The 20,965-nt window shown below is 45.0% G+C and carries 16 protein-coding genes; 3 read left to right on the forward strand and 13 right to left on the reverse strand.

Features of this window, described 5'->3' with window-relative positions; all coding sequences use genetic code 11:
* Positions 1-131: 131 nt before the first annotated feature.
* The 11 genes from V7R55_RS08450 to phoB form a co-directional block, all read right to left on the reverse strand.
* Entirely contained in the window at positions 132-1,457 is a 1,326-nt protein-coding gene (locus tag V7R55_RS08450) for a tetratricopeptide repeat protein (protein ID WP_334059061.1), read from the reverse strand.
* A 6-nt stretch (positions 1,458-1,463) separates the two neighbouring features.
* Positions 1,464-2,072, reverse strand: a complete 609-nt coding sequence (locus tag V7R55_RS08455; protein ID WP_334059063.1) for an energy transducer TonB — start codon at positions 2,070-2,072, stop codon at positions 1,464-1,466.
* A gap of 3 nt (positions 2,073-2,075) precedes the next feature.
* Positions 2,076-2,483, reverse strand: coding sequence for an ExbD/TolR family protein (locus tag V7R55_RS08460; protein ID WP_071817097.1), 408 nt, complete (start codon positions 2,481-2,483; stop codon positions 2,076-2,078).
* 32 nt (positions 2,484-2,515) lie between these two features.
* Positions 2,516-3,034: a MotA/TolQ/ExbB proton channel family protein gene (locus V7R55_RS08465; RefSeq protein ID WP_025256525.1), complete on the reverse strand. Its 519-nt coding sequence runs from the start codon at positions 3,032-3,034 to the stop codon at positions 2,516-2,518.
* Between the two features lie 2 nt (positions 3,035-3,036).
* Positions 3,037-4,401 carry a MotA/TolQ/ExbB proton channel family protein gene (locus V7R55_RS08470; RefSeq protein WP_334059065.1) on the reverse strand — a complete coding sequence of 455 codons (1,365 nt, stop codon included), beginning with the start codon at positions 4,399-4,401 and terminating at the stop codon, positions 3,037-3,039.
* Between the two features lie 13 nt (positions 4,402-4,414).
* Complete coding sequence (locus tag V7R55_RS08475; protein ID WP_014948287.1) at positions 4,415-5,173, reverse strand: DUF3450 domain-containing protein; 759 nt, start codon at positions 5,171-5,173, stop codon at positions 4,415-4,417.
* 176 nt (positions 5,174-5,349) lie between these two features.
* The gene (locus V7R55_RS08480) at positions 5,350-7,998 is read right to left on the reverse strand and encodes a TonB-dependent receptor domain-containing protein (protein WP_334059067.1); all 2,649 of its coding nucleotides are present in this window, start codon (positions 7,996-7,998) and stop codon (positions 5,350-5,352) included.
* Positions 7,999-8,115: 117 nt separating this feature from the next.
* Positions 8,116-10,908 (reverse strand): hypothetical protein, encoded by a 2,793-nt coding sequence (locus tag V7R55_RS08485; protein ID WP_334059069.1) that lies wholly within the window; start codon positions 10,906-10,908, stop codon positions 8,116-8,118.
* Between the two features lie 428 nt (positions 10,909-11,336).
* A complete protein-coding gene (locus V7R55_RS08490; RefSeq protein WP_438823586.1) occupies positions 11,337-12,341 on the reverse strand; it encodes a PstS family phosphate ABC transporter substrate-binding protein in 1,005 nt (334 codons plus the stop codon).
* Positions 12,342-12,384: 43 nt separating this feature from the next.
* The gene (gene phoR, locus V7R55_RS08495; RefSeq protein ID WP_334059070.1) at positions 12,385-13,686 is read right to left on the reverse strand and encodes a phosphate regulon sensor histidine kinase PhoR; all 1,302 of its coding nucleotides are present in this window, start codon (positions 13,684-13,686) and stop codon (positions 12,385-12,387) included.
* A gap of 101 nt (positions 13,687-13,787) precedes the next feature.
* A complete protein-coding gene (gene phoB / locus V7R55_RS08500; RefSeq protein ID WP_118490259.1) occupies positions 13,788-14,477 on the reverse strand; it encodes a phosphate regulon transcriptional regulator PhoB in 690 nt (229 codons plus the stop codon).
* A 266-nt stretch (positions 14,478-14,743) separates the two neighbouring features.
* On the opposite strand from phoB, the gene V7R55_RS08505 reads away from it, so the two are divergent.
* Positions 14,744-16,474, forward strand: a complete 1,731-nt coding sequence (locus V7R55_RS08505; RefSeq protein ID WP_334059073.1) for a sensor histidine kinase — start codon at positions 14,744-14,746, stop codon at positions 16,472-16,474.
* A 129-nt stretch (positions 16,475-16,603) separates the two neighbouring features.
* Positions 16,604-17,515: a recombination-associated protein RdgC gene (rdgC, locus tag V7R55_RS08510; RefSeq protein WP_334059074.1), complete on the forward strand. Its 912-nt coding sequence runs from the start codon at positions 16,604-16,606 to the stop codon at positions 17,513-17,515.
* An 86-nt stretch (positions 17,516-17,601) separates the two neighbouring features.
* On the opposite strand, the gene V7R55_RS08515 is transcribed toward rdgC, so the two are convergent.
* The gene (locus V7R55_RS08515) at positions 17,602-18,165 is read right to left on the reverse strand and encodes a helix-turn-helix domain-containing protein (protein WP_334059075.1); all 564 of its coding nucleotides are present in this window, start codon (positions 18,163-18,165) and stop codon (positions 17,602-17,604) included.
* Between the two features lie 203 nt (positions 18,166-18,368).
* Between V7R55_RS08515 and V7R55_RS08520 the strand changes: the two genes are divergently transcribed.
* Positions 18,369-19,583 carry a benzoate/H(+) symporter BenE family transporter gene (locus V7R55_RS08520; RefSeq protein ID WP_334059076.1) on the forward strand — a complete coding sequence of 405 codons (1,215 nt, stop codon included), beginning with the start codon at positions 18,369-18,371 and terminating at the stop codon, positions 19,581-19,583.
* 121 nt (positions 19,584-19,704) lie between these two features.
* On the opposite strand, the gene V7R55_RS08525 is transcribed toward V7R55_RS08520, so the two are convergent.
* A complete protein-coding gene (locus V7R55_RS08525) occupies positions 19,705-20,541 on the reverse strand; it encodes an HDOD domain-containing protein (RefSeq protein ID WP_334059078.1) in 837 nt (278 codons plus the stop codon).
* Positions 20,542-20,965: the final 424 nt, after the last annotated feature.

The raw sequence follows: 20,965 nt of genomic DNA on the forward strand, positions 1-20,965 counted from the left end.
ATCTGACAAACCGAATAATTCGCGACTTTTAATTTAATACCAGTCCGCATAGATAATTATCCATGAAGAAATAAAAAAAGGTCGATATTTTATCGACCTTTTCAATTAACGTTTCAACTTAAATGTTAGCTTTAACTAGCACCAAGTTCGGTAGCGATGGCATCTGCCTGACGCTTTTCACCCTGCACAAACTGCTTCCACTGCTGTGCCATAGCGCGGCTTTTCTGATGCTTTTCTGCCTCTGCAAGCTGATTAAGTGCTAGTGCATACTGCTTTTTATTATACAGCGCCATGCCTTTAATCAAGTAAACCAGACCAGGGTTTCTTAAGTCACCTTTTTCAACCGCACGGTCGGCTGCAGCGATGGCATCGTCAAAGCGCTCTTCGTTAAGAAGAATTTGCGCTAACTGTGCATCTAACTCACCGTCTTCAGACAGTTCAGCCGCTTGCATCATAACGGGAATGGCTTTGTCCTGCTCTTTAGCAAGTGACCAGCTTTGACCTAAAAACTTAAGGTTGCGCAAGTTTTCCTCAAGCACACCGTCGTTCATTGCCTGCTCCATCAACTTAGCACCTTTATAAGGTACACGATGATAGTAATAAAGCTGTGCCATGTTAAACACGTCAGCAGACGTATTAACAAACCCGCGCTGGTAAGCAGTTTCCATGATGGCTAACTGCTTGCGCTCTTCACCTAGCTCACCGTACATCCCGGCTAGCTGGATCCAATATTTAGGCTCGTCAAACAACTTCACCATTTTAATAAGAACGTCTTTAACCTTTTGAGGCTGCTTGAGTTCATAAAAAATAGCACGCTGAAGAATTAACCACCCTTCATCAGGGATCATGCCTTCAGCTTCGTGGTCAGCCACCGCCTCAGAAATCCACATTGCTGCTTCGTCGTACTGTTTATTTTGGTAGTACGCCTGGGCTTTTATCACTTTGTTTTTAACCGGAACAGGGCCTGTATTTAGACTTTCCCAACGCTCTAGATAAGTGATGGTGTCGTCGTAATTACCTTGCATAAGGTTAAGCTGAGCCAAACTGAAAAGTGTGGTCATTTCGAACTTTTCAGGAATAGGCTGCTGCTCTACCACCTTAGCAAACGATTCCAGTGCTTTTGCATAGTCTTCGTTGTTGTAATAAATGAAACCGAAAAAGTTATACATCATGGCTTTTTCGTAGGCATTCATAGAGTCGGCCTTATCTTCTACTTCTTTCAAAATAGAAATAGCTTCTTCTACATCGCCAGCTTCATCTGCCGCTGTTTGTGCGCGAGCTAACTGCTCATAGACTTTGCCGCGAAGTGTAGGTACACGTCGGGTTTTCTTTTCGCTCGCTTTTTGCTCTTGCGCTACTGCGTCGTTAGCAACCAACATAGTAGGTACAGATACTGTGGCCGATGCAAATGCAAACGCCAGTGCACTAAGCAAGGTATTCGTCTGTTTTCTCATCATGTTCTGTTACCCATCAATTTGGAACCTAATACGGTTTTGAATACCCGACACTTCTGTTGCTTCACCGTTAACCACGCGAGGCTTATATTTGAATTTCATAGCAGCATCAATCGCTGCTTGTTCGAATATACCTTCTGGGTTCGCTTCTACAACAATTGGGTCGCGCACCGCACCTTGCTTAGTTACTGTAAATTCAACAATAACAAAGCCTTCAATACCCCGCTGAAGTGCACGTCGTGGGTATACCGGCGCAACCTTAACGATTGGAAGGTATTCACCGTCACCTGACTCAAGGGCCAAGCCTCCATCTAAAGAGATGTCGTCTCCCACTTCGGCCCCGAAATCCATCGACGTACCTTCTGCATCAGGAGAAGGCGAGTCCATTTGAGGTTGCTCCATTGGCGGAGGTGGCTCTTTTGGCTTAGGTGGCTTCTTCGGCTTACGATCTTTTTTCTCAACCTGTTCATCCTGCTTAACCCTTACAAAGTCAAGCACGCTTCCCTTGGGCGGCTCAGTTAGAGCGCTGCCACCCATCTTGATAAGCGATTGCATCAAGAAGAACAGGCCTAACGTGATCGCAAGGGAAATAACAAATGCGATTAAATATCGTGGCATGATTTATTGCTCTTGGGCTGCAATCGAAACATCGTAAACGCCTGCTGCTCGCGACGCGTCCATAACCTTGATCAAGGTTTCTGTTGTGGCCTTTTTGTCAGCCTGAATAACAACAGTACCCTGAGGGTTTTCAGCGTGTAAGCGCTCAATATTCGCCTGCACTGCGCGAACGTCGATACGACGTTTGTTAATCCAGATTTCACCTTTATCTGAAATAGCGATAAGGATATTAGCGCGGTCCTTTTTCACAGCAGTGGCTGCTTCAGGGCGGTTAACATCAATACCGGCTTCTTTCACAAATGACGCAGTCACGATAAAGAAGATCAACATGATAAATACAACGTCCAGCATGGGCGTCATGTCGATGGCTGCTTCTTCTTCATCGACTAAGTTTTGAAAGTGCTGCTTCATAATAAATACCTTACCTTAACGCTTAGCTAGCATTAACGTTGAATAATTAATGCATCCTCAAGATGCGTGCGTTCTGATTTCACCATACGAGTTAACCAGGTAGCGGCGAATACGCCTGAAAGTGCGCCAACCATACCCGCCATTGTCGGAATAGTGGCTTTCGATACACCTGAGGCCATTGAACGAGCGTTACCTGAACCCGCAATCGCCATCACATCGAACACTTCAATCATACCGGTAACCGTTCCCATCAAGCCCAGTAGCGGACAAAGTGCTACCAGCGACTGGATTATTGGGATGCTGCCGTTGAGGCGCATGGTTAACTGTGAAATTGTTTTCTGACGAACTTGCTCAGCGAACCAAGAAGAGCGATCGGCACGTGCAGTCCACATTGCTACCGCTTCTTTCTTAGCTTGCTTGTGCCAAACCATCAGGTACATCGCACGCTCGAGGATCAAAAGCCACATAACGAATATCAGCAGACCGATGACCAGGAGAACCTGGCCACCTGTTTCTGTGAAATCGCGAATTGCTTCTAGAAACTCGATCATGATTAGCCTCGCTCAGCGCGCTCTGCAATTACGCCAGACGCCTGTTCTTGTAGGATGTACACAATGTTCTTAGAACGTGTGTTAAGCATTGCATAAAGCAGTGTCATTGGAATCGCTACAACTAGACCTAGTACTGTTGTTACAAGTGCTGTTGAAATACCACCTGCCATCAGTTTCGGGTCACCTGTACCAAACAAGGTAATTGCCTGGAAGGTATTAATCATACCGGTTACTGTACCTAGTAGACCCATTAGCGGTGCAACTACTGAGATAATCTTAATGATAGTTAGGTTACGACCTAGCTTTGGTACTTCGCCCAAAATCGCTTCTGTAAGGTGAAGCTCAAGTGCCTCTACATCTGCGTTTGGATATTCATCACGAACTTTAAGTACACGGCCAAGCGGGTTGTTAGTGTTAACTTCTTTGCTCTTAAGCTGCTTGTTCACTTTCATGCGCGTTAGTGTAAGTGTTACTAAGCGCTCAAGTGCAAGCAGTAGACCAAATGCACCAACGATAAGAATGATATAACCTACAACACCACCCTGCTCTACGCGCTCTTTAAGATTTGGCGCTTGAACTAGAAGCCCAAGGATAGAGCCACCTGTTGGGTCGATTCCGAACTGAACTAGCTCACCATTTGATGCTTGTAGTTCTGCAGCAGAGTCCATGTAGCGGTCAGCAGGCTGACGCACTAATTCAGATACTGTACCTGTTACGCCGTTGTAGTCTAAGTATTTGCCGTCAGCAACTAGAGCAAATGGACCAACGCGTACTACCGACTTATTCACTTTCTCACCGCCAGCTTCAACAACATCGGTTGTGAAGGTCGTGACTTTGCCTGACTCAGTCATTTCGCGCTGCATTTCAAACCAAACGCGCTCAATTTCTTCAATTGATGCAAGCTTAGAGCTTGAACCCATATCTTGCGCCATCTGGTCTAAGAACTCAGAACGGCCTTGAATTTGCGCAGAAATTACTGAGTTATAGAATTTATTTTTGGTGTCGCCAGCGATTTGCTGAAGCACACCGAATAACTCTTTTAGTGAACCAAGACGTGTATCAAGTGCACCGTTTAAGTCTGCCAGTTTAAATTCGTTTTCTTCAAACTGTGTTTCAAGCTGTTCGGATTGCGCTAGCATCTGGTCACGCTTTTCACGGGTTTCGCGAAGAATGCGATCTTGCTCTGCACGTTGCGCTTGGAAATCACGCTCGCGCTGTTTGTTTTGCTGAGACTGTGCGAACTGCCCTTCTTCTAATTGCTTAAGAAGTGCGTCTAAGTCCATTGCACGGTCGCTTTGTGCGAAAGCACCAACGCTGATGCTAAGGGCTGCTAGACCAACAGCGATACGTTTTACTGTGTTAAACATTCTCATCAACCTCTTAGTCTGTAATTGCCACTGGCAGCATTAGCAAGTCTGGTGCAAGTTGCTTCTTCGCCATGCGCAGACCTTTTGTAATTTGTGTACGGTAGCTGCTATCAAGCTCTTCCCACTGACGAGTTTGCTTGTTCCAAACACCCTGCATGCTTGCATCACGTGTTTGATAAATTAGCGCTGTACGACCAAGGCGTAGGAATTCAACGTCACGCTCTTGACCGTTAATTGAATGAATACCGCTGTACGCTTCCATAGTGCGGCCGTAGTCCATTTCTACTTGGTACGCTTCCATTACGCGGCGGAATTTTTCAGACGCTGCAACGTCAGCGCGGTCCATCATGGCGCGAAGGTCAGCTACGCGATTCGCGCGCTCTTCTGGAAGGAAAGGTACGTCTAAAGCAACGAACTGCTCTAGGCCGTCAATCATGCGCATCATTAGTGGCGTGATTTGACGCTCAACAACAGACACTTCATCGATAGCAGCATTTAGGTCTGCCATTTCTTGTTCTTGGTTATTGATTTGCTTACGAAGCTGAGTGTTATAAACCTCAAGGCCTTCGATTTCTTTCATCAATGTTTTGAACTGTTGAAGTTTGCTGTCAATTTGGTCGGTAATACCGTTAATTTTTTCTTGCGATTTCGCCGCTGACTCATTTATTTTCGCTGCCTCATCGACAACGGGTTTTAAGACTTCATCGTCTTGTGCAAGTACGGGTGTCGCTGCTAGCGCACCTGCTACAAGCAAAGCATTGATAAGCTTCATACATTCAAACCTTTAAAGTTAAAAGAAATCGGTTGTATCCGACTATAAATTTCTGCGCGTAGGATAGGAGTTTTCTGTGACAGTTTTATTACGGAACTGTCATAAATAGACCAAAAGTGTCATCTATGGCATATAAAAAAGGCCGCTGTTTAGCGGCCTCTGTAGTAAGTTCAGGTTTAGAAGTCGTATTTAAATGACAACCTTATACCTGTACCTCGTGTCTCAGACCTAAGCAGAGTATCGTTGAACTCAATTTCACGATCTTCGCCAAGGATATTCTGAACACGTAATGTGACAGTGCTATTAAAGTCTGGGTAGTACTTGTACACCATATCAAGTGAATGGAATGGTTGTTCGAAGTTATCATCGAAACCATCGATACCCGGAATTAGAATACGCTCACCAAATACGTTGTACACGAGAGACGCAGTGTGTTCACCATTGTCTGAGTCGTAACCCAACTGCATGTTCAATACATACTGAGAGTGACCCGTCATACGTCGCTCAACGTTTGTAATGGCCGCAGACACACCAGTTTGCTCTACAATATTCTGACGATCTAGTACAATTTCTGAGTCACTCACGGTAATGTTACCCGTGGTAAACAAGTTGTCCCAAATACCGTCACCAATAAAGGCTAGGTCCTGTAGGAATTCAACTTCAACCCCGTACACTTCGCCAGATTCAGCATTAGCAATACGAATAAGCGGAGGACCATCCTGAGCCGGAGACTGCACTGATTCGATAGGTGCTTCCATATCTTTGTAGAATAAACCTACCGATACGTTGTTACCTGCTTCACGGTACCATTCCCAACGTAAATCGTAGTTAATTATATCCGTAGTACTAACACCAGGAGTACCCGCGATTGGGAAGTTAGTTAACGGGTCTAGGTAAGTAGCTGATGATACTTCACGAAGATCAGGGCGAACTACCGTTTGACCAATGCTGGCTCTTAGCTGCATATCGTCTTCTAGGAAGTAAGTCACTGCAAGCGCCGGATAAAAACCATCTTCTTGGAATGCCAGTTGAGAGCGGTCTGCTTCGTCACTTAAATCGAACTGGTTAGTACGCGGATCTAAAGGCGCCACTACCTGACGGAAGTCTTCATAACGTGCACCACCAGTGAATCGCCATTTGTTATCATAGAAGAAATCGGCTTCAAAATAGTAAGCATCGACTTTTTGACCAGCAACGTAATCATCGCCCGCAATGGTTGTATCACGGATAATCGGGCGACTAGACAAAGATAAAGTGTCTAAAACACTGTCGCTGAAGATTTCGCTGAAGTCGTTACCGTCTAAAACTGAACGGTCTTCAACACCAAGCGTATTAATGTCGAAACGACGGTTTTCAGCACTACGTGTTTTTGTGACGAAGCTTGCACCCACTTTGTACTCAGTTTCCCACTTACCCATTGTCATGGGGTAAGTAACGTTATAGCCAAAGTTCTCCAAGCGGTCGTGAAGGTCTTGAAACGTATATCGAGCCGCGGTCTGTGCATCAGATAGGAAGATTTCATTTTCATCGTCAAAGATGCCATCTTCATTCACATCTTCCATAACGAAGCGTGCGTTAAAGTTACCTGGCGCATGACGTACAGAACGGCCTAATGAGTAAGTCCAGTCAATACCCATGAAATTTAGTTCTGGGATAGTGTGCTGACCTTTAAGCTGATTGGTATATAGCGAGCGCTCTTCATACTGAACGTCGATATCTCTAATACGCAAGCCTTCTGCTTGGTTCAAATTTTCTGTGTTACCAAACATCTCGCGAATTTCATCGCGCGTATCGTTTAGTACAATAAGACTATAATCGATACGATGCTGACGGTTATAGTCTACACCAAGAGTTAGCAACGACGACCAAGTCACTGTTCGTTCGGTGCCCTGAATATCGTCGAAGAAGCGAACATTAATAATGTCGTCGCCCACTAAGTCAGGGTCTTGAAGTTCATATTCTTCTGATGAACGTGTTTGCGCTGAATAACGAGAAGTTACTAGGAAGCCAAAACGCCAGTCTTCATCGTAGTCGTAACTGTCACCATAGGTCACGTTAAAGCGCATATCAGGGTCAGCCGACGTTCTTTCAAGGCCATATTCTCTGTTAGTGCCTTTAAATAACTCTAGTGCCTCTTCTGGCTCTAGATCGTCCAAGAAGTTCTTTGAATCCCAACGCTCTTGGATTGCAGCAGAGGCTGCACGAGTACCGTCGTCTTCACCTGTCCAGTCGCGACCGCCACCAGCATAATCCAGGACATCGCCAGAGTTTTCCGTATCGATACCAACCGCAGCTGATACGTTGAAAACACGCTGTGTAGGTATAGATTTCAATCGGATATTTACGTTACCGCCACCGAATGCCGCAGGCATAGACGGTGAATACGATTTTTGAACCGCAAGGCTTTCAATAATGCTCGACGGGAACAAGTCGAGAGGTATTACGTTACGCGTTGGATCTGGGCTTGGCACGATTGCGCCGTTTAATTGTGTTGATGAGTAACGCTCACCAAGACCACGAACGTAGATGAAACGACCATCTACCAGTGTTAGACCAGTTACACGGCGAAGTGCACCCGCAGCATCACTGTCACCAGTACGAGCTATCTGCTCAGCACCCATGATGTCAGCTACGAATGCTTGATTTTTTCGTTCTTCCATTACTGCCGTTGCCGTGCCCTTAAGGCGCGTACCGGTAGCGACAACTTCCTCAATCACTTCTTCTTCATTTGATTGAGCGAAAGCCATAGACGTTGGAAGCACAATGCTCGCTGCAACGGCTAGGCTGATGGGTTTTAGAAGAAACCTGTTAGCAGGTCTGTTCATGATGAACCTCTTTAGAAAGGAATACATTCACGAAAATAATTCGTGTCTTACAAACTTAAAAGCAAGTGCGCCACTGTTGCAACGCACTTGCTTATTTTTAGCTATGCGAACTGGGTCTTATTCAAGACCAACAGTCCATCCCGCAGTCCAGTCGTTATCAGCGTCTTTAACTGCGCCGATAAAGTCTACTGAAGAAAAGAAGCTGTCTAGCGTCGATACGTCAGTCGCTACAGTTGCATCTACTGTGTAGATACCGTCAAGTACTGTTGCAGTGTTATCTAGCAGACTGTTACCTGTTTGAGCAGTGAACCACGCTTCTTGGCTGAAGTCGCCAGAATCTTTGATATTTTCTGCACAAGCTAATACAGACGTTTCAAAAGTAAGCTGCGGTGTATTAGTGCCATCCATGTTAGCAAGTAGCGTGGTATCGCCATCGCTTAGGTCAGCTTCGAAACACTCGCCCATACCCGCAGGACCGGTTACAACAAAGTTGTAAAGCTGAGCATTTGTTTGGTCGCGAAGTAGAACACCCTCTGAATCAGCGTTAGCTGTATCAAACTCATTACCAATAATCGTCATGTTAGCGACCATAGGATTTGAGAATGCAAGGCCATCACCGCCGTCACCGTCGCCTTCAATTGCGCGGTTAGCATCTGAGTTATCGTCTGCATGCTTAACAAGTACGAACTGAAGCTTACCTATGTAACCGTTATCCCAGTCGACAGAGTCATCTTGGATGCCTGTTAGCGTAAGATACTTAACGTTTACTGCGCCGCCGAAGAACTCAACACCGTCATCTGCGTTTTTGTGTACTTGAACATACTCAACAGTAGTACCAGAACCTACGCCACCAAACGTAATACCGTTAAGTTCGTTATCAGGTGCAATTTCGAAACCACCATGCATAACGCGAACATAGCGAAGTGTACCAGAACTATCTGTGTTATCCGTACCACCGAATACTGCACCTTCTTGCGCACCTTCAACTTGTAGTGAACATGAAGTGCCGTCTTGTGGACACTTAGTTGATTCGCCGTTACCTAGAACAATCATGCCGCCCCATTGGCCCGCTTCACCTGCTTCAAGACCACCGACAACGTGGTCACGTGAAGTGAATGTAATTGGGTTTTCGGCAGTACCGTTTGCATTAATCTCTGAGTCACGGCTAATTACTAGGTAATCATTGCCTGATGCGCCGTAAACCGTTACGCCAGGCTCGACAGTAAGGGTTGCGCTGTTTTCTTTGTCGCCACCTACGAATACTGCACCTGAAAGCGCGTAGAAGTTACCTTCTGTAAGTGTTAGGTCAGACGTGATAGTGCCAGATACTTCGCACGTAGTAGTCGAACCATCTACTGGAGTGATTGACGTTGTACCTGATGGGCAGCCAGAGGCCGTTTCTACTAGCTCGATGTTACCGCCACCGAAACCGAATGCCCAGCCTTGACGCCAGTCATCTTCGCCAATAGCACCAACGAATGTGTTCGCTTCAAAGAAAGTATCAAGCAATGTAGATGCGTCGCCACCTGCGGTAAGCAGTTCGCTTTGCGCAGTTAGTGTACCGTCAGGGTTAAGACCAAGGTTTGCACGGTCTTCAAACGCGATTAGCTGGTTGCCTTCTTGACCTGTAAACCATGCTTCTAGGTCAACTGCACCTTCAGGAGTGTTAAACGGTTCAGAGCACGCTATGGCTGAGTAAGTCATAGTTAGGTCGCCGTCAGAAAGGTTAGCTTGAACCGTTTCGTCGGTGTCCATCTCTAGACATTCACCCATACCTTCTGGACCAGTGATAAGGAGGTTCATTAGGTTTGCGCCAGTCTGGTCGCGCAGTAGAAGGCCTTCAGAGTCAGCGTCAGCTGTGTCGAAAGTGTTACCAATAACTGTCATGTTAGCGATCATTGGCTTAGAGAACTCTAAACCGTCACCGCCGTCGCCGTCGCCTTCAATACCGCGGTTCGCGTCAGAGTTGTCAGCGGCATGCTGAACATAAACATACTGAAGCTTACCTTTATAACCGTTGTCCCAGTCTACTGAGTCATCTTGGTTAGCGGTTAAAACTAAGTGTTTCGCGTTTACCGCGCCACCGAAAAATTCTACACCGTCATCAGCGTTGCTGTGCACTTGCACATAGTCAACCTCTGTACCTGAACCAACACCACCGAAAGTAATACCGTTAAGTTCGTTGTCTGGCGCAATTTCAAAACCCGCGTACTTAACTACAACGTATTTAAGGATACCAGAGCTGTCAGTATCGTCAGTACCACCGAATACTGCACCTTCTTCTGCACCTTCTACCTGAAGCGCACAGTCAGAACCGTCTTGTGGGCACTTAGTTGACGTACCGTTACCAAGAATAACTACGCCGCCCCATTGGCCAGCGCCAACTTCATCACCAACAACATCGTTAAAAGATGTCATGATGATAGGCGCTGATGCTGTACCTTCAGCTTCAATTTGTGAATCACGGCTTACTACAAGATAGTCAGCGCCAGTACGACCAAAGATCACTGTGCCTTCTTCGATTGCAAGTGTCACGCTGTCAGCTTTGTCGTTACCGATAAACACTGGACCTTCAAGCGCCCATACTTTGTCGTTGGTTAGCGTGATAACGCCTTGGTCGTCAGCATCGTCAGCTGTTAAGCGACCAGAAAGAACGCGTACTTCAACCGTTTGGCCGAACGCATCAGAAACTTCACCACTTAGGAAAGAGCTTACTTCACCAGGCGCTGTATCAGTTGAACCTGTATCGCCACCAGTGTTGCCGCTATCAGTGTCACTACCATTATTGTTTGTTGTATTAGTAACGCTGTTATCAATATCGCCTTCGCTAATATTGATGTCGCCGCCACAGCCTGCTAGCACAAGAGCAGTAGCAATAGCTGAAGCTTTGAAAAGTTGCTTAAGTTCCATGTGTTTCTCCAAGTACGGTATAATTATGGATTTTGAAAACGCGGAAACTTTACCTAAGGTAGATGACACATTTGTTACATTACTGCGCTGTAACAAAAGTTTCATAGAAAAAGTTCAATTTTGGACTAAAAAACACACATCAAACGTCTGATACGAAGTATATATCCGTTTTTTCGTCTATTTTTCTATAGCTTACCAGCATGACGATTATATGACCTCAATGAATGCGGGCATGATATTGCTTAGGTACCTCCTTTTTCCAACTGCAATTAGCAGGTCAATTGCGATTATAACTCTTTAATTTGTGACGTTAATATGACAGCAAGAAGCGGTATGGGAAGGGTTTCATACCTGCTCTCAGTGACGAGAAAACAGTAAGTTAAATGTACATCGTTGGACGTGAGTCAGTCGTTAAGGTTTAACACATTTCATTCACCAAGTAGTCGGCGTTGGCGAACCAGTACGTCTTCACGAATGGGGAAATATCCGTCTCTTAACACCTGCTGCTGCCCTTCCTGTGACAAGATATAGCGCAAAAACTCCCTTTCTAAGGTAGGTAAAGGCTCGCCGGGCTTCTTATTTATCACCAAATAAAGAAACCGTGCAAAGGGGTAGGTTTCGTTACGCACCGTATCAATAGAAAGAGGAATTAAGCTATCTAGCGACTCACCTAAAGGCAGAGCACGAACACCTGCGGTTTTATAGCCGTATGCGGCATAGCCAATTGCGCCAGTGCCGCTCGCCACAGACAGTACTACAGAAGCAGAACCTGGTTGCTCATTTACTGTATTTTTGAAATCACCATCGCACAGTGCCATCACCTTAAATAAGCCGTAAGTACCCGATACTGAATTTCGACCGTACAGCCTGATAGGAGAGCGGTAGCCCATATCATTAACGCCAAGCTGAGACCAGTTGGTAATAGCTGTATTGCTGCCACAGAACTGGGTTTCAGAAAATACAGCATCAACTTGTTCAAGGGTCATACCCGGAATCGGGTTGCGCCTATCTACAAAAATGGCGATGGCATCCATTGCTACTTTTAATACCGTAGGCGGGTAACCGTGAACTCGTGTGAAGTCGCGTATTTCACTAGGTTTTAATTCCCGGCTCATAGGGCCTATGGTAGCCGTACCTTCAATCAGCGCAGGCGGAGCGGTAGATGAACCAGATGCCTGTATTTGGAAGCCGACCTGAGGATAAAGAGTTTTGAACTCCTGTGACCAAAAAGTCATTAAGTTTGCCAGCGTGTCAGAGCCTACTGAGGATATTTTCCCTGCCACACCAGGCTTGCGTTCGTAGGCCGGCACTTGATACGTGCTTGGAGCTGATGAAGCACTTTGAGCTACCTGCGGTTTAGCGAGTATTTTTAGTGGTAACAACAGGCTTACAGCCAACAATAAACTTATAACACCGCGGTATAGTCCATTCACTATGTTATGACACTTGCTCACCAAAGTTGACTGCCTCTTAAAGTTACAGCTGTTCTGCAATTAACTCGTTATCCAGCACGAAAGAAAAATTACTGCCCTCGCCCAACATACTGCTTATTTCAAGGCGGGAATTATGATGGCTTAGCACGTGTTTTACAATCGATAGCCCTAAGCCCGAACCACCGGTTTTACGGGAACGTGCTTTATCCACACGGTAAAAGCGTTCTGTTAAGCGATTAAGGTGATTCTGTTCAATGCCATCACCATTGTCTACTACAGAAAACTGGGCGCCGCTCGCACTGCGACGCCAATATACATTGATTTCACCACCAGCAGGGGTGTAGTGAACGGCGTTAAACACCAAATTAGAACAGGCACTACGCAGTTCGGTTTCTACGCCAAAGACAAACAACTCTTCGTCAATGTGAAACTTAATAGTGTGGCTCTTTTCTTTATTAAGGGCCTGCGCTTCCCTTTCTACTTGAGAGAGCACAGCAGGAATATTTACTACATTTTCGTAAATACGTTCTGAACTTGCTTCAATACGCGATAGTACTAGCAAATCTTCTATTAAGTTTTGCATACGTTGCGTTTGCGATGTCATTTCTTTCATCGCTTTGTGCATAAACGGGTCTGACGCTTCATCAACAGGAAGGATTTCTAAATACCCATTAATAACCGTAAGTGGCGTTCGAAGCTCATGAGATACGTTTGCCACAAAGTCTTTACGCATTTCTTCAAGTTGAGACACTCGCGTTATATCTCGCGCAATTAAAAGGAGGTGCTCATCTCCATAAGGCATTATTCGATATTCGAAGGTTTTATTGGGGTTAGTCGGCGACGGTACTTCAATAGGGTATTTGTAGTTACCCGCGTGAAAGTACTGAATAAATTCAGGGTGACGTAGCAGGTTGTCTATACGCCGGCCTGAATCTTGAGGCCATTTTAACCCTAGATCTAAGCGTGCAAGGCGATTACACCAAATAATACATGCCTTTGAATCAACCACTACCGCTGCATCCGGTAGGGCTTCCGAACCCTCTCTAAAGCGTTTTACTAACTCGCCAAGTTCTTTACGCTTGTTGCGGTTTCGACGCTGAAGATAGTAAATACCTTCATAAATATGCTCCCATACGCCTCGTACAGTAGGGGGAGACATCTTGCGGCTGTGCCACAGCCAGCGATTCAGCTTATAAAGGTGCCAGTAGTTAAACAACAGCAACAAAGTCGCGCCAATGGCGACAGCGAATAACATATCATCCAGATACCACCCTACCAGCGCAAAAACCACAAGGAATAGCACTAAGCGCAAAGTACTTCTCAACCAAGAGAACGGGTAATACATGAAATAGCTCGCGTTGTTGAAAATGGAAAAAGGGGCGCGTTAAGGTGGCGCACAGGCGTGAAGGAAATGGCGTCATACCACTCCCTAAACACTACGTCTTATTAAAGCTTAGTAGAAAAACGATAACCCGCACCGCGTACGGTTTGGATCATAGCATCATGTCCGTGGCGAGAGATAGCTTTGCGCAAGCGTCGTATGTGTACATCTACCGTTCTATCTTCAACGTAAACATTGGTGCCCCACACGTTATCAAGAAGAAGTTCTCGGCTATATACTCGCTCTGGATGAGTCATGAAAAAGTGTAATAGCTTAAACTCTGTCGGCCCCATATCCAATGGCTCTTCATTAGCCATAACGCGATGGGATACAGGCTCAAGTTTAAGTCCGTTAAACTCAATCGGCTCTTCGTTTGATGTGGGCGTAACTCTGCGCATTACTGCTTTAATTCTTGCCACTAGTTCCTTCGGCGAGAAGGGCTTAGTCACGTAATCATCGGCTCCTGCATCCAGGCCGCGAATTTTATCTTCTTCTTCGCCACGGGCGGTAAGCATGATGACGGGAATGTCACGAGTAAACTCGTGTTGTTTTAAACTTTTAGCTAGCTGAACACCGCTTCCCCCCGGTAGCATCCAATCCAGTAGGATTAAATCTGGGTAAGGCTCGCAAATTTTTTCTTGCGCGATGTCGAAATCTTCGGCTTCAATAATATTAAAACCAGATTGCTCAAGTACAAACTTAAGCATCTCACGGATAGGCGCTTCGTCCTCAACCACCAACACTGTACGAGACATCGTAATATTCCTGCTCATTTATAAACGCCGTTATTATTAATGTGGTCTGTGACAGTTTTATTAAAACGATTACATTAATGTGTCAAGTTTAATACGTTTATAAAACACGCTTCGTCCAAAGTTTATACATAGAATCTTGTTTATTCATAAAATTGCGCATATTCTTGAATTGTCAAAAATATCTACATTTATGTCATTTAAAATAGTGCTCTTGCCATAAGTGTGATTATCATAAAAAGTCTGAAGTAACAGGGGTGTGTTTTTCTATGGCTGCGGTCAAGACAGGGTTATCAAGGAAGCTCTTAGCAAGGGTATTGTCGGTATACTTTGCGCTCACGCTTCTTGTGACTGTAGGACAGATTTTCACTGAATACCTCAGCACGAAAAATCACGTCGAAAGCGAGCTTCAAACGTTAAAAAACACCTTTTCCTCTAGCCTAACTCGCGCGCTGTGGGAGCTGAACAATGATCAAGTACGTGCCATTTCCGAAGGGTTAATGTCACTGCCTATCGTAGAGGGGCTTCAAGTTCGAGGTGAAAATGGCAACTATATTGCGGAATACGGCATTCGAGTTCAGCGCTCTCCAGCGCCCGTCGATCAAGAGCTAATCGAGGATCATTCCGGTGGCGTTTTTAGCTATAGCTTTCCATTAGTTTTCAAATTCTCTGGCCGAGAGTCCACCGTAGGCGATGTTACTTTATACTCAAGCTTCGATACTATATTTAGCCGTATTGAAGTGGGTGTTTTCTTTCTTATCGGCAACGCGATAGTGAAAACAACCTTCCTCGTTTTCTTGTTTATGACAGCCTTTCGCACCATGCTCTCTGAGCCCTTACAGTCCATCACTGAGCAAATGGGCAATTTTGACCCACAGCACCCCGCAGAGAGTAAATTCAACATCAAATTGGATGATGACAACGAGTTGTTGCAACTCAAAGAGTCATACAACAATGTTATTGACGATCTTATCGTTTCAAATGACAAGCTTAAAGATGCGCAAAGCGAGCTAACGCTTGCCAATAAAAAATTAGATGATCAAAACCTTATTTTAGAGCAGGAAGTTGCAAAGAAAACTGCGTCATTGTCACAAATCATGCTGGATTTAGAACAGCAAAAAGACGAACTTATTGCCCACCAGCGAGAACTTCGCCAAGAAAATGAAAATCGCCAGTACATAGAAGCAGAGCTTCGCAAACGTAACCAAGAACTCGCGAGTTCAATGGACACCCTTAACCAAGCACAAGAGCAGCTAGTAGAGTCAGAACGCATGGCTTCACTTGGTGGCCTTGTGGCCGGTATTGCACACGACGTGAATACACCGTTAGGCGTAAGCGTTACCGCAGCCAGTTTTCTGCAAGAGCGACTAAACAACCTGAAGACTGATTTTGAAGATAAAAGCCTGACCAGTAAAAATATGGCAAGCTTTATTGACGAAGCCGAGCAGACTGCGCTTTTACTCTTAAGTAACCTAGAGCGCGCATCAGACCTTATCGCCAGCTTTAAGCAAGTGGCTGTTGACCAAACTAGCGAAACCGAGCGTGAGTTCGTGTTAGGCGAATACATCAACGAAATTATTCAATCTCTAAAGCCAAGTTTTAAGCATACAGACCATCAGATTAATCTGACCTGCCCGGATAACTTAATTGTAACCTGTGCCCCTGGAGCTATTGCTCAGATTGTAACAAATATGGTCGTTAATTCGATTACCCACGGCTTTGAAAGCAAAAATGCCGGCAAGATTACTCTCGATGTAAAAGAAGAAGGCGATAATGTTGTTATTTACTACAAAGATGACGGCAGAGGCTTAAGTGAAGAAGAATTAAGTCAATTATTTGATGCTTTCTTTACCACCAAACGAGGACAAGGTGGCAGCGGTCTTGGCACACATATTATGTATAACTTGGTTACCCAGTCGCTGCAAGGCCACATTGAAGCAGATAGCACACTCGGCAATGGCTTGCAGTACACCATTCGTTTTCCCAAAAGAAGTGCGTAACCTTTTTAGTATTTTTAATCTGGGAAGCACTTAACAGCTTCAAGTATCTAACAACCTTTTATTCAATTGCGCCGCAAGCCTTACGTTGGTACGCTTGCGCCCTATTTTTATCAAGAGAATGCTTACACTATGTGGTTTAAAAATGTAAAAGCCTATCAAATTACTCAGCCGCTATCGCTAGACGAGGGTGATTTAGAGCGAGTCTTAAACGAGCATGCTTTCCGCCCGTGCGGCAGTCAAGATTTGGCAACCATGGGATTTGCCTCTCCGTTTTCACAGGCTGGTAAGCAAGGCACTATGTTTCATGTTGTTCAACAGCGTTTTTGGATAACGCTGAAGAAGCAAGAAAAGATCTTGCCCAGTGCTGTGGTCAATGCCGAGCTTGACGAAATGGTAGCTAAAATTGAAATGGAAACGGGTTCACCAGTTGGCAAAAAAGCCAAAGCAGACCTTAAGCAAGAAATCCAAACCCGCCTGCTGCCACAGGCCTTTACAAAGAACACCTACACCCACGGTTTTATCTCACTTGCCGACAACTTGGTGGTGGTTGATGCGTCATCTGACGGCAAAGCCGAAGCTTTTCTGGCTATGGTCAGAAAGGCCATAGGTTCACTTCCAGTAGTACCCTTTACGCGCAGAAGTCTTCAAAGCGAACTTACGCACTGGGTTACTGAGTCAACACCAGAAGGCGTTGGACTACTTGAAGAAGCTGAACTTAAGTCTACCGATGATACAGGTAGCGTTATTCGTTGTAAGAACCAGCCGCTAGATAGCGAAGAAATTAGTATTCACCTAGATGCCGGTAAACTGGTACAAAAAATCGCGTTTGAATATGCAGAAACCCTAACGGCAATTATGTGTGAAGATGGCGCTATTAAGCGTATAAAGTTCACAGACCGTATTAAAGAAGAAACTGACGACGTACCAAAAGATCAGGTTGAGGCGCGCCTTGATGCAGAGTTTGCGCTAATGTCAGCGGAAATTTGTACGTTGCTGAACTTCCTTCGTGGTGCGCTTAATCTTAACGACGATAGTTTGTAAGCGAGCATAAATATGAGAGGCGTCGCTTAAGTATAAGAGGCGCCTCATAAATCTGCGGAGCGGTTCGTATAAATTGCTCGATCGATTTAAGCCGGATAATGGATTACCACAATGAAGCGCGTTTCCCCTACTTCGTCTCGATAGCCGTGGGGTTGATCTGCACGCAATATACATTGCTCTTGCGCCTGATAAGTGTGCCACTGCCCCTCTTGCAAAACCCCCAACTTTCCTTGTAATACGTGAATGTGTTCAGTTACACCTACCTGGTGCGCAGAAGAGTGCTGCTCATGAAAGTCCTTCAAACAAAGCTCAAACATTTCAAACTGGGTTATTAAATTAAACGGAAATAAGGTTTTTATTGATACATTTGGGTCATTAGCAAACTTGTTATCCTCGTGTTGAGAAGAACGCTCAACATCGTCATTGGATAAAAAAGAAGAAAATGAACACTCAAGTCCTGTCGCTATCTTCCATAAAGTTGCGATTGTAGGGCTCGACTCACCCCGCTCTATTTGTCCTAACATAGCTTTCGATACCCCCGTCAATTGTGCGGTTTTATCAAGGGAGAGCCCTCGCCCTTTACGGACAGATTGCAGATGTTTTGCAATACTTTTTGAGATGGCAGAAGGCTGTGCATTCGCTTTTGACATTCGATTAGGGCCTTTTATTTTTTCACAAATACTACCAAACCACTTGTGCGCTATAACGCACAGATGGTAAGTTGCAATTTGTACGTTATAGCGCACAAGCAGTTTGAATAGCATACTCCATAAGCGCGAAGACTTCGACAAAAACTAGAAGTGTTTTTGTCGCTCAACAAAATTCAGTTCACTATTTAATCAAAGGTATTTTCATGAGCAAATTGAAGATAAGCCATATTAGCGCTGGGCTGACTGCCGTAACCGTTGGTTATAGCAGCTCTGTTGTTATTATAATTGATGTAGCGCGCAAAGCCGGTGCGAGCGACGCTGTGGTAGTAAGCTGGTTATTGGCGCTCGGGCTAGGAATGGGCATTACCTGTATTTTGTTTTCGTGGCTGACTAAACTCCCCGTTGTTACTGCATGGTCGACCCCTGGAGCCGCTTTCTTGTTAACCAGTATTGGCGACTATAGTTTAGGCGAAGCCATAGGTGCATTTGTAATATGCGCAATGCTTTCACTTATAACAGCGCAAAGCCGTACTTTGCTTAAACAAATTAGCCGTATTCCCCCGGCAATTTCATCTGCACTTTTGGCCGGTATCCTCTTGCCTATATGCCTTGCTATATTTACCGATGTCAACGAAGCGCCCCACTTAGTCGCGTTATTTATTTCTGCTTACCTAATAGGAAGCCGACTATTTCCCCGCTATCTGATGTTGTTATTATTGGTTATGTCTGTAGCCATAAGCTTATTATTGGGTAGTTCAGATGGGCTACTCTCTTTACCGAGCGATTCGTCAATGCCCACGCCACAATTGGCAACAGAGTTGTCATCAATAGTTGCATTTCCAGAGCCCATTTGGGTAACGCCCATTTTCTCATTAAGTGCCACTATTGGGTTAGCCTTTCCCCTTTTTCTTATAACTACGCTCTCTCAAAATTTACCTGGTATTGCTATTCATCACGCCCATGACTATACGCCAGATCACAAGCCTATTTTATCGGGTATTGCGATTGTACAAGGTCTATTAGCACCGTTTGGAGGTTTCACCTTTAACCTAGCCGCAATCACAGCAGCACTGTGCATGGGTGAGCAAGCGGATAGTGATAAGTCACAGCGCTATCGAGCTGCCATGGTGGCTGGCGCAGCGTACTTGCTTATGGGGCTATTAGCGTCAGTGGTCGTTGCTTTATTTGTTAGCATGCCCAGTATTATTATTCACCTACTTGCTGGACTAGCGCTTCTAGCCACGCTTCAAGGGGCTGTGGTTCGCGCTATGGAAGTAGAAACTCACAGAGCTCCTGCATTGCTTACTTTGTTGTGCACCGCGTCAGGATTTAGCTTATATTCCATGACTTCCGCCGTGTGGGGATTGGGTCTAGGTTTGTTATTGCTGTATGTTCAAAAGAAGCCTGCTAACGCCTAGTGTTGCTTATTTAGCGCTGTACTCATAACTAACTTACATAACAAAAAGACCGATACGTTTTGAAGATTCACTTCTGTATCGGCCTAACATTACTGTGTAAAGCTGGGGGTAGCTGAACTGCTTATAAGAAAATTTGCTTCGCGGCACTTGTGAGCTCTTCGAACTCATCAGAGTGAAGCTCGCCCATGTCTTCGACCACACCACGCTGAATAGCTAAGTTTAGCATCGCATCTTTTTGACTACCTGCCGCCCCCGAGACTGCTGCGCCTACGCGAACAAAGTCAATATACCCCAGCTCGTCAGGAAGGTAGCTTAAGTCTTTCCAGTTTTTGGATATATTAACGAAGTTATCGCCGAAGCCCCATTCTTTCATTATGCTTGCGCCAATGCGGCCCGCTAGTTTATCAATTGCCACTTCAAGGAAAGAAGGGTTAGCAAAAACCTCAGGGTGACGTTCTGCTTCGGTTAAAATTGGCAGTACGCCAATATTATGAACCAATGCAGCTAGAGTCATAGTATCCATGCTCATTTCCCGCTTTTTGGTGCGAGCTACGTAAAGCTGTAATACCGCCATAGCACTGGCAACTATATTTACCGTGTTCGCCCACTCCTGTTGCAAATAACGAGCTACTACATCGTTTTTAGATACGAACAGCTGCTCCATTGCCAGTGCCGTAGAAATGTTCTTGATTTGTCGTAGGCCGATACGGGTAACCGCCTGGCTAATAGAGGTTACTTTAACACTGCGACCCATATAAGCACTGTTTGCAATTTTTATCATTCTTGCACTAAGCGATGGGTCTTGTCCTATTACCTCGCCCATAGCATTAAGGTTGATGTCAGGATCATCTGCTGCTTTACGGACTTTCAAAGCAATAGCAGGAAGTGTAGGAAGGACCAGTGTGTCATTGTTTATTTTTTCAACCAAGATAGTTGAAAGCGCGTTCTGTGTAGACATATTTCTACCCTTAGAAAATTCCAAATTGCCTTGATAAGGCGATAGTTTGCGTTATCTGTTATCTATTTAGTCATCATCAAATTGATGGGCCAAATAGATTGACTAACGTTGCATTACCTGCGCTCATTCACATAAACCACTGTGCTGCACGCTAAAATACAAACCCTTTATTGTTTTATTATGGTATTTCAATCACCATACTATAGTAGCTCTGTAGTTTCGGCCAACTAAAAAAGATAAGCTCGATGCGGATGTTCGATGACAGCAAAAGCATAAGAGCTAAAACAAAGTATAGACAACAAGCAGCAAACCACTATTGATATTAAGCAAATAATTTTCATACTTTTGTATAAAATCAAAAGCATAGCTATAGTGAGTTACGCAAACACCTCCCCACATACTTAAATCAATACGGGAAAACGAC

This window comes from Alteromonas sp. S005 (genome assembly GCF_036864475.1).
In the GTDB taxonomy this organism is placed as follows: Bacteria; Pseudomonadota; Gammaproteobacteria; order Enterobacterales; family Alteromonadaceae; genus Alteromonas.